The 9,001-nt window shown below is 73.9% G+C and carries 9 protein-coding genes; 7 read left to right on the top strand and 2 right to left on the bottom strand.

What is annotated here, in order from left to right:
• Nucleotides 1-20 precede the first annotated feature (20 nt).
• Both KBX43_RS31035 and KBX43_RS31040 read left to right on the top strand, forming a co-directional pair.
• Complete coding sequence (locus KBX43_RS31035) at nt 21-284, top strand: DUF6244 family protein (RefSeq protein WP_013287536.1); 264 nt, start codon at nt 21-23, stop codon at nt 282-284.
• A 170-nt stretch (nt 285-454) separates the two neighbouring features.
• Complete coding sequence (locus KBX43_RS31040) at nt 455-1,258, top strand: alpha/beta fold hydrolase (protein WP_064445267.1); 804 nt, start codon at nt 455-457, stop codon at nt 1,256-1,258.
• A 41-nt stretch (nt 1,259-1,299) separates the two neighbouring features.
• On the opposite strand, the gene KBX43_RS32195 is transcribed toward KBX43_RS31040, so the two are convergent.
• Nucleotides 1,300-2,892, bottom strand: a complete 1,593-nt coding sequence (locus KBX43_RS32195; RefSeq protein WP_210888585.1) for a GMC family oxidoreductase — start codon at nt 2,890-2,892, stop codon at nt 1,300-1,302.
• Nucleotides 2,893-2,971: 79 nt separating this feature from the next.
• Entirely contained in the window at nt 2,972-3,838 is an 867-nt protein-coding gene (locus tag KBX43_RS31050) for an aldo/keto reductase (protein WP_210888588.1), read from the bottom strand.
• A 163-nt stretch (nt 3,839-4,001) separates the two neighbouring features.
• Here KBX43_RS31050 and KBX43_RS31055 point away from each other — a divergent pair, with 163 nt between their 5' ends.
• From KBX43_RS31055 to KBX43_RS31075, 5 genes are all read left to right on the top strand, one after another.
• A complete protein-coding gene (locus tag KBX43_RS31055) occupies nt 4,002-4,367 on the top strand; it encodes a YciI family protein (RefSeq protein ID WP_043329557.1) in 366 nt (121 codons plus the stop codon).
• Between the two features lie 406 nt (nt 4,368-4,773).
• The gene (gene pyk, locus KBX43_RS31060) at nt 4,774-6,222 is read left to right on the top strand and encodes a pyruvate kinase (protein WP_043329559.1); all 1,449 of its coding nucleotides are present in this window, start codon (nt 4,774-4,776) and stop codon (nt 6,220-6,222) included.
• On the top strand, nt 6,219-7,097 hold the full coding sequence (locus tag KBX43_RS31065; RefSeq protein WP_043329561.1) for an acyl-CoA thioesterase II: 879 nt from the start codon (nt 6,219-6,221) through the stop codon (nt 7,095-7,097). The genes pyk and KBX43_RS31065 overlap by 4 nt, the downstream gene beginning before the upstream one ends.
• Nucleotides 7,098-7,167: 70 nt before the next feature.
• Nucleotides 7,168-7,635 (top strand): Rrf2 family transcriptional regulator, encoded by a 468-nt coding sequence (locus KBX43_RS31070; protein ID WP_043329564.1) that lies wholly within the window; start codon nt 7,168-7,170, stop codon nt 7,633-7,635.
• 111 nt (nt 7,636-7,746) lie between these two features.
• Entirely contained in the window at nt 7,747-8,877 is a 1,131-nt protein-coding gene (locus tag KBX43_RS31075) for a sulfite exporter TauE/SafE family protein (protein ID WP_210888590.1), read from the top strand.
• Nucleotides 8,878-9,001: the final 124 nt, after the last annotated feature.

Here is a 9,001-nt window from a genome sequence, read left to right on the forward strand (position 1 = left end):
GGTGAGGTGGGGGAGGGGTTGTGAGCGCGGCGGAGATCATCGCGAGGCTGGCGGCGGCGGCGCAGAAGCTGGACGAGGCCAAGGCGCGCACGGCTGCCGCGGCACAGGACGCGGCGGAGGCGCGGGCGCTGGTGGCGGGCGCGCTGGAGGGGGCGACGGCCGGGCCGCTGATCGGCGTCATCGACTCCTACCGGCAGGCGCTGGCGCAGGCCGCGCAGGGCGGGGAGCCGGCCCGGCAGCACGTCCAGGAGACGATCGCGAAGGTCCAGGCGCTGGGCAACTGAGCCCGGCCCGGCTTGCCGGTTTGCGCGGTGGGCGCGACAAGTGGTTACCGCCGCGTAACTTTTCATTGACGTGTGTGAAATCGGACACGCATCATCGTGTCCACGATCGATCGGATCCCACCCGTCCCCTCCCGGTCCGCCCGGGTGCCTCCCCCTCGGAGGTGCAGCCCATGCTGCTCCGAACGATCCTGGCCGCCACCACCGCCGCCACCGTCCTGCTCGTCCCGGCCGCCGCCCAGGCGGCCGCCGCCGAACCCGCCGCCCCGTCGAACACGGCCACCGTCACCACCGCCGCGCAACGGGCCGCCGCCGCGGCCGCCGACCCGGTGATCGTGGTCGGCGGCCTCAGTGGAATCTCCATCGCGTACGAGCCGATCGCCGCCCGGCTGCGCGCCGACGGCTACCGGGTCTCGATCTTCCAGTTGCCGAACCTCGGCCTCGGCGACATCCGCGAGTCCGCCCGTGCGCTCTCGACCTACGTGGACCAGGTCCGCGCCGCCACCGGAGCGGCCCGGGTCGACCTGGTCGGCCACTCCGAGGGCGGCCTGGTCAGCCGCTGGTACGTCAAGTACCTCGGCGGCGCCGCCACCGTCGACCAGTACGTCAGCCTGGGCAGCCCGCAGTACGGCACGTACGTCGCCAACCTGGTCGCGTTCCTCGGGCTGGGCAGCTGCGCCGGGGTGATCGCCTGTCAGCAGATGTCGATCGGGTCGAGCTTCCTGGCCGACCTCAACGCCGGCGACGACACCCCCGGGCCGGTCCGCTGGGCCACCGTGCGCACCTGGCAGGACGAGCTGGTCCGGCCGGTCGACAACGCGCTGCTCGCCGACGGCGCCACGAACGTGCTGGTGCAGGCGTGGTGCCCGCTGCGGGTCGTCGGCCACCTCGGGCTGGTGCTGGACGGCACCACGTACACGGTGGTGCGCCAGGTACTCGCCGGCGCGCCGGTCCGGCCGAACTGTTTCGCGGTCTGACACCGGTGCCCGGGCCCGCCGTCGCGCGGGCCCGGGCGCTGTCAGCTCCCGTCCCGCCCGCGGATGACGTCCGCGGCCCGCCACGCCAGCGCGCTCACCGGTGCGCTGGTCCAGCCCGCCACCATCACCGGCAGCACCGACGCGTCGACCACCCGCAGCCCGTCCACGCCGCGTACCCGCAGCTGCGGGTCGACCACGTGGTCGTCGCCGTCGCCCATCGCGCAGGTGCCGATGGCGTGGTAGCCGCAGTAGCCGCGTGCCACCGCCGCCTCGACGATCTCGGCGTCGGTGCGGACCGCCGGGCCGGGCACCGTCTCGGCCCGGATCCGCTTCGCGATCGGCCCGGTGGCGAAGAACTCCCGCATCCGGCGGAACAGGTCCGCCGCCACCCGCCGGTCGTGGTCGGTGGTGAGGTAGTTCGCCACGACAGCCGGCGGCGTACGCGGGTCCGCGTCGGTGATCGCCAGGCTGCCCTCGCTGTCCGGCCGGGTGACGGTGCCCAGGCACATCAGTCCCGGTTCCCGTTCCAGTTCGAGAGCCTTTCCGGGCCGGGGCGGGGCGGCCGAGAACGGCGCCATCAGCAGGTGCGCGTCCGGGCGGTCCAGGTCGGGCCGGGACTTGACGTGGGCCGCCACGTCGAGCACCGGCAGGGCGAGCGGGCCGCCGCCGGTGAGCAGCCAGCGCAGCGTGGCCCGGGCCTGCCCGAGCGGGCTGCCGATGGTCATGTTGTGGCCGCCGGGCTCGGCGAGGCGGTACTGCAGCACCATCGACCGGTGCTCGCGCAGCCCCGCGCCGACCCGGGGCCGGTCGAGCAGCACCGGCACGCCCGCGGCGCGCAGCGTGTCCGCCGGCCCGATGCCGGAGACCTGCAACAGGTGCGGGGTGGCCAGGGCGCCCGCGGCGAGGATCACCTCCCCGGCCGCCCGGCGCTCGACCTCCCGGCCGCCGTGCGCCACCCGTACGCCGACCGCCCGGCCGCCCTCGACCAGCACCCGCAGCACGACGGCGCCGACCTCGACGGTCAGGTTGGGCCGGCGCCGCACCGGGTGCAGGAACGCGTTCGCGGCGCTGACCCGCCGTCCGCCGTGGATGGTGGCGGTGGGGTAGCCGATCCGCTCGTCGTCGTCGGCGTCCAGGTCGTCGGCCCGGCGCCAGCCCAGCTCGGCGCCGGTGGCCACCATCTCCTCGGCGAGCGGGTCGGTGCCGGTGGCGATGGACAGCCGCACCGGCCCGCCCGCGCCCCGGTGCGGCGCGGGGCCCAGCGGGTGGTCCTCCAGCCGCGTGAACACCTGCCGCATGGCCGACCAGCCCCAGCCCAGCGGGTCGAGGGCGTCCCAGTCGCGGGCCGCGCCGCGGCTCCAGATCATGCCGTTGACCGACGTCGAGCCGCCGATCATCCGGCCGCGCTGCCAGATCTCCTGGCGGCCCGGCCCGGTGGTGGCCGGGTAGTGCCAGGCGGTGCGCTCGTCGTCCATCAGCCGGGAGAACGCCTTCGGCACGCGCACGTACGGGCTGCGGTCCCAGCCGCCCGCCTCCAGCAGCAGCACCCGCGTCCCCGGATCCTCGGTGAGCCGGTTGGCCAGCACGCACCCCGCCGCGCCGGCCCCCACGATGACGTAGTCGAACTCCTCCACAGCGGACCCCCACTCGTGAGAATCCTTCTGACGGTAGTTGCTCGATCACGTTCCGCGAAAGGGTCGGACGGCGGCAGACTCAGGCCGCCTTGGCCAGCGCCTCGAACTCGTCGTCGGTCAGTTCCACCTCGGCCGCCGCCACGTTCTCCTCCAGGTGCGCCACCGACGACGTACCGGGGATCGGCAGCATCACCGGCGAGCGGCGCAGCAGCCAGGCCAGCGCGAGCTGCGCCGGAGTGGCGCCGTGCGCGGTCGAGATCGCGTCCAGCGGGCCGCCGGGGCGGGCCAGGTTGCCGGTGGCGATCGGGAACCACGGGATGAACGCCAGGTCGTGCCGCTCGCAGTGCGCCAGCACGTCCTCGGCGCCGCGGTCGGCCAGGTTGTAGAGGTTCTGCACGGACACGATCGGGACGATCTCCCGGGCCGCCTCGATCTGCTCGACGCTGACCTGCGACAGGCCGATGTGCCGGACCTTGCCCTCCTGCCGCAGCAGCGCCAGCTCGCCGAGCTGGTCGGCCAGCGGCACCTTCGCGTCGATGCGGTGCAGCTGGTAGAGCGGGATGCAGTCCAGGCCCAGGTGGCGCAGGCTCAGCTCGCACTGCTGGCGCAGATACTCCGGGCGGCCCACCGGCCGCCAGTCGTCCGGGCCGGAGCGGGTCAGTCCGGCCTTCGTCGCGATGACCAGGTCGTCGGCGTACGGGTGCAGCGCCTCGCGGATCAGCAGCTCACTGACGAACGGCCCGTACGAGTCGGCGGTGTCGATGAACGTGACGCCCAGCTCGTACGCGCGGCGCAGCACCCGTACCGCCTCGGCCGGGTCCTTCGGGTCGCCCCACACGCCGGGGCCGGTGAGCTGCATCGCCCCGTAGCCGAGGCGGTCGACCCGCAGGTCACCACCGATCCGGTAGCTGCCCGACGCCTTGGCGGGCTGGGTGCTGGTGGCCATCGCGGTCCTCCTGTGCTCGTACGCGGTCGCGGGCGGCGCGCGCCCCGACCCCTGGACATTCCCCGAATCGTGGCGGCGAAGCACTGATAGTTGCGGCGAGCGGCCCCGGCGCACCGGACCGCCGTGCGAGGCTGGGCGCAACGGTGGTCAGCAGGAGGTGCGCATGGGCACGACGCCACGGCTCGACTTCGCGCTGGACACGTACGAGTGCATCGTGCTCTACCCGGGGCCGTCCGGCCGGGCCCTGCCGGAGGAGACCGTGCAACGGCTGCAGGCCGAGCATCTGCAGCACATGCGGGCGCTGCAACGGCGCGGCATCGTGCTCGTCGACGGCTCGGTGGACGGCCCGGCCCGGGAACCGGACCCGCCGATCGGCTTCGGCCTGGCCCGCACCGGCTCGGTGGACGACGTGCGCAGCGTCATGGAGGCCGACCCGGCGGTACAGGCCGGGCTCTACCGGGTCGAGGTGCTGACCTTCCTCTGCCCGGCCGGCTCGCTGGAGTTCCCGCTGGTCAAGACGGAGAGCTGACGGCCGGCGCGGTCTCGTCGCCGTTCTCGGCGATCGCGCTGCACCAGTTTCCACGGCGCCGCGAGCCGGGTCCCGCTGGAGCGGACCGCGTCCGGGCTGCGCGCCGACCACCTGCTCGCCGAGATCATCGCGGCCTGGCCGCCCGGCGGCTGCCCGAACCTGCCCCCGGCCGGTCCGGCGGGGCCGCGCCACGGCGAGGGCGGACGGCATCCACGGGAGCACCCGGCCGGCACGTGACGGCGAGGGGTACCATTTCCGCCGCGCGGTCGCCGATGCCCGCCACACACGACGTTCCGGTGCGGTACGCCAACCGCCCGCCCGCGCGGTACACGCGCGTCGTTGGACAACTGTTCCGCTGTCCGCAAGGGGTCGGCCGGGAGGCCGATCCGGAGGAGAGACTAGCCTGATGGGCGTGACACGCCGCGCGAAGATCGTCTGTACTCTCGGCCCCGCCACCTCGTCCCCGGAGCGTATCCGAGGGCTCGTCGAGGCGGGCATGAACGTGGCGAGGCTCAACTTCAGCCACGGCAGTCACGCCGACCACGAATCGGTCTACCGGCTGGTCCGCGAGGCCGCCGAGGCGTCCGGCAAGCCGGTCGCGGTGCTGGCCGACCTCCAGGGGCCCAAGATCCGGCTGGGCCGGTTCGCCGACGGCCCGCACGAGTGGCGCACCGGCGACTCGGTCGTGATCACCGGTGACGACGTCGTCGGCTCGAAGGAGCGCGTCTCCTGCACCTACCGCAAGCTGCCGCAGGAGGTGAAGCCGGGCGACCGGCTGCTGATCGACGACGGCCGCGTCGCGGTCGAGGTCAGCGACGTCACCGGCAACGACATCCGGTGCCTGGTCACCGAGGGCGGCCCGGTCTCCAACAACAAGGGCGTCTCGCTGCCGAACGTGGCGGTCAGCGTCCCGGCCCTGTCCGACAAGGACGCGGAGGACCTGCGCTTCGCCCTCGGCCTCGGTGTCGACCTGGTCGCGCTCTCGTTCGTCCGCTCACCCGAGGACATCAAGCTCGTCCACTCGATCATGGACGAGGAGGGCGTGCGCCGCCCGGTCCTGGCCAAGGTCGAGAAGCCGGAGGCGGTCGACCACCTCGAGGCGATCGTGCTGGCCTTCGACGGCGTCATGGTCGCCCGCGGCGACCTCGGCGTCGAGCTGCCGCTGGACCAGGTGCCGCTCGTGCAGAAGCGCGCCGTGCAGCTCTGCCGGGAGAACGCCAAGCCGGTCATCGTGGCCACCCAGATGCTCGACTCGATGATCGAGAACTCCCGCCCGACCCGCGCCGAGGCCTCCGACGTGGCCAACGCGGTGCTCGACGGCGCGGACGCGGTGATGCTCTCCGGCGAGACGAGCGTCGGCAAGTACCCGGTGCTCACCGTCAGCACCATGGCCAAGATCGTCACCACCACCGAGGCCGGCTCGATCGCCGTCCCCCGGTTGCAGCACGACCCGCGTACGCACGGCGGCGCGCTCACCGTGGCCGCCTCCTCCATCGCCCGGGCCATCGGCGCCAAGGCCATGGTGGCGTTCTCGCAGACCGGCGACACCGTCAAGCGGCTCGCCCGGCTGCACTGCGACCTGCCGCTGCTGGCCTTCACGCCGGTGCCGGAGGTGCGCAACCAGCTCGCGCTCTCCTGGGGCGTGGAGACGTTCCTGATGCCGTTCGTCCAGCACACCGACGACATGTTCCGCCAGGTCGACCAGGCGCTGCTCGGCCTCAACCGGGCCAACCCGGGCGACTACGTGGTGATCGTGGCGGGCAGCCCGCCCGGCACCCCCGGCTCCACCAACACGCTGCGCGTGCACCAGCTGGGTTCGCTCGTGGACGCGGCCTCGGCGCGAGCGCTCCAGTGAGTGCTGCGGCGACCGGGCAGGCGGCGGTCGACCAGCTGCTGGAGGTGCTCGACCTGGACCGTACCGGGGAGATGACCTTCCGGGGGATGAGCCCGCCGGTGGGCCCGCAGCGGGTCTACGGCGGGCAGGTCGCCGGCCAGGCCCTGGTCGCCGCCGGCCGCACCGTCGACGCGGAGCGGGCCGTGCACTCCCTGCACGGCTACTTCGTGCGCCCCGGTGACCCGGCCGAGCCGATCGAGTACCAGGTGGAGAACGTCCGCGACGGCCGGTCCTTCTCGGTGCGCCGCTCGGTGGCGTTGCAGCACGACAAGCCGATCTTCTTCATGTCGGCGTCGTTCCAGCGACAGGACGAGGGGCTGGACCACCACGCCCCGGTGCCGCCGGACGTGCCCGGCCCGGACGACGTGCCGACCATGACCGACCGGCTCTCCCGCTACCCGGAGCGGCTCGGCATCTGGGGGATGATCCCGCGCCCGATCGACGTGCGCTACGTCGGCGAGCCCGGCTGGGTACGCCCCGGCGACCGCCCGGCCGAACCGCACCAGCGGGTGTGGATGCGGCTGGACGGCAAGCTGCCGGACGATCCGCTGCTGCACGCGTGCGCGCTGACGTACGCCTCCGACCTGACGCTGCTGGACTCGGTGCTGTCGGTGCACGGCGAGGTGTGGGGCCCGGGCGGCGTGGTCGGCGCGAGCCTCGACCACGCGCTGTGGTTCCACAGGTCGTTCCGCGCCGACGAGTGGTTCCTGTACGACTGCTGGAGCCCGTCCGCGTCGGGCGGCCGTGGCCTGGCCACCGGCCGCATGTTCACCGCCGACGGGCGGCACATCGCCAGCGCCGTGCAGGAGGGACTGCTGCGCCGCGTCGGCGGCTGAGCGGCGGGTGATGATCGTCCGGGCGCGGGTCGGCGGGGCGGCCCGCACCCGAGCGGACTAACCTGGCCGTATGCGTCTTTCCGCCCGGGTCGACTATGCCCTCCGCGCGGCCGCTGAGCTGGCCTCGGTCGCGGACGGGACCGCCGAGCGGAGCCGCCCGGTGACCGCCGAGCAGATCGCCCGGTCCCAGGACATCCCGCCGAAGTTCCTGGAGAGCATCCTGCTCCAGCTTCGCCGGGGCGGCATCGTGCACGCCCAGCGTGGCCCCGAGGGCGGCTACTGGCTGGCCCGGCCGGCGAGTGAGATCTCCCTGGCCGAGGTGATCCGCGTCATCGACGGGCCGCTCGCGCACGTGCGCGGCCAGCGTCCGGAACAGCTCGGCTATCAGGGCGCGGCCCGCGCGTTGCAGGACGTCTGGATCGCGTTGCGGGCCAGCGAGCGGGAGATCCTGGAGCTGGTCACGATCGCCGACGTGGCCTCCGGTGAGCTGCCCGGCCGGGTCAACGAACTGGCCGCCGACCCGCGCGCCTGGAGCTGACCGCGCCGTCCGGCGCGTCCTACCAACCGGATGGGGGACTTGACCGGGACCACCTTCGTGCCGCATTGTCGACCAAGTCGATAGGAGATACCGAAAAGTCAGGGGGCGCTCGTGCGCAAGCTGCTGGTCCTCGCCCTCGTCGGGCTCGCCGCGCAACTGGTCGACGGCTCGCTCGGCATGGCGTACGGGCTGACCTCCTCGACGCTGCTCCTGTTCGCCGGTGTCGCGCCGGCCGCCGCGTCGGCCTCGGTGCACCTGGCCGAGATCGGCACCACGCTCGCCGCGGGCGTCTCGCACTGGCGCTTCGGCAACGTCGACTGGCGGGTCGTCGGCCGGATCGCGCTGCCCGGCGCGATCGGCGCGTTCGCCGGGGCGACGTTCCTCAGTTCCATCTCCACCGAGGCCGCCGCGCCGTGGATGGCGGCCATCCTGTTCACGCTCGGCGCGTACCTGCTGGTGCGGTTCTCCCGGCCGCTTCGGGCCACCCGCGCCGCCGGCCGGCTGCGGAGCCGCTTCCTCGCCCCGCTCGGCCTGGTCGCCGGCTTCGTCGACGCCACCGGCGGCGGAGGCTGGGGCCCGGTCGCCACCCCGGCGCTGCTGGTCTCCGGCCGGATGGAACCCCGCAAGGTCATCGGCTCGGTCGACACCTCCGAGTTCGTCGTGGCCGGCGCGGCGAGCGTCGGCTTCCTGATCGGCCTGGGCACCGAGGGCTTCCTGCTGCCCACGGTGGCCGCGCTCCTGATCGGTGGCCTGATCGCCGCCCCGATCGCGGCCTGGCTGGTCCGCATCGTTCCCGCTCAGCTGCTCGGCGCCGTGATCGGCGGCGTGATCGTGCTGACCAACGCCCGCACGCTGCTCAGCGCCGGCGGCGTGAGCGGCTCGGCGCCGGTGGTGGTGTACGCGCTGCTCGGTGTCGCCTGGGTGGTCGCCATTGTCCTGGCGGTGCGGGCGCTGCGCCGCACCCGCCGCGCCCGCGCCACCGTCGAAGCGGCGCTGGCCTCCGCGTCGCCGGCCTCCGCGCCGCCGGCCTCCGCGTCCCCGGCCTCCGCGCCGCCGGTCGAGGCCGCGCCCGTCTCCGCGTCGCCCGCGGAGGCGGGGGAGCCCGCTCGGCCGGGGGAATCCGTCGGGTCGGCAGAGGCCGCGAAGTCGGGGCAAGTCCCGGAGCCGGTGGTCACCGCCGAGACCTCCGAGCCTGCCGAGGCTGCGGAGTCGCGGAAGCTCGCCGCCGCCGTCGAGGGCTGAGCCGCTCGCGTTCCCGGGCCGCGCCATCGCCCAGGAGTGTTCTGTCTCGGCGTGTCGCGCGCCGTAGAGACATGTCCTGCTGACCGATATACCTCAGAGTCATAATTATGACTCTGAGGTATAT

It is taken from the genome of Micromonospora sp. C41, from assembly GCF_018070485.1.
Taxonomy (GTDB): Bacteria; Actinomycetota; Actinomycetes; order Mycobacteriales; family Micromonosporaceae; genus Micromonospora; species Micromonospora chalcea.